1 protein-coding gene is annotated in these 790 nt (G+C 68.5%); it reads left to right on the forward strand.

Annotated features, from left to right (window positions below):
* Nucleotides 1–254: 254 nt before the first annotated feature.
* A partial coding sequence (locus R1101_RS0124770; RefSeq protein ID WP_016935802.1) for a non-homologous end-joining DNA ligase LigD occupies nucleotides 255–790 on the forward strand: 536 nt, incomplete at its 3' end.

Consider the following 790-nt stretch of genomic DNA (forward strand, 5'->3'; position numbering starts at 1 on the left):
ATGAGACCACCGATTCGACCTCGTGGGGTTCGGCACGGTCGAGCAGTTCGCGTAGCAGGTCGATCTTGGTGCGTCGTGACCGTGTGGCGGCGACGGCGACGGAGGTGTCGACAACCGAGTGCAGCAGCATCGCTTCGACGTTAGCGTCCCGCTGTGCCGGGCGGAGGAAATCGTGCGCCGGCGGTGTATTTCCTCACCGGGGCGGGAATCGAGAGGCGAGGATGGTGCACGAGAGGGAAAGGCGGGAGGCGCGGATGAGCAAGGACGCCGATGCAGTCGAGCTCGACGTGGACGGTCGCACGGTGCGTATCTCGCACCCCGAGCGCGTGTACTTCCCCGAGATCGGGGCGACCAAGCTCGACCTCGCGAACTACTACCTGAGCGTGGGGGAGGGGATCGTCCGGGCGCTCCGCGAACGGCCCTGCATGCTGCACCGGTTCCCCGACGGGCTCGAGGGGCAGAAGGTGCACCAGAAGCGGCTGCCCCGCGGGGCGCCGGACTGGGTGGAGACCGTCCGGGTGCACTTCCCGCGCTACGACCGCGATGCCGACGAGCTGTGCGTCATCCATCTCGCCGACGTCGTGTGGGCCGTGCAGATGTCGACCGTGGAGTTCCATCCCTGGAACTCGCGGCGCAGCGACGTGGAGCGCCCCGACGAGTGGCGGATCGACCTCGACCCGATGCCCGACTGCGATTTCGGCCGGGTCCGGCGTGTCGCGACGGTGGCGCACGAAGTGCTCGACGAGCTCGGTGCCGTGGGCTGGCCGAAGACCTCGGGAGGAGACGGTCT

Source organism: Rhodococcus sp. R1101 (assembly GCF_000278445.1).
Lineage (GTDB): Bacteria > Actinomycetota > Actinomycetes > Mycobacteriales > Mycobacteriaceae > Rhodococcus > Rhodococcus gordoniae.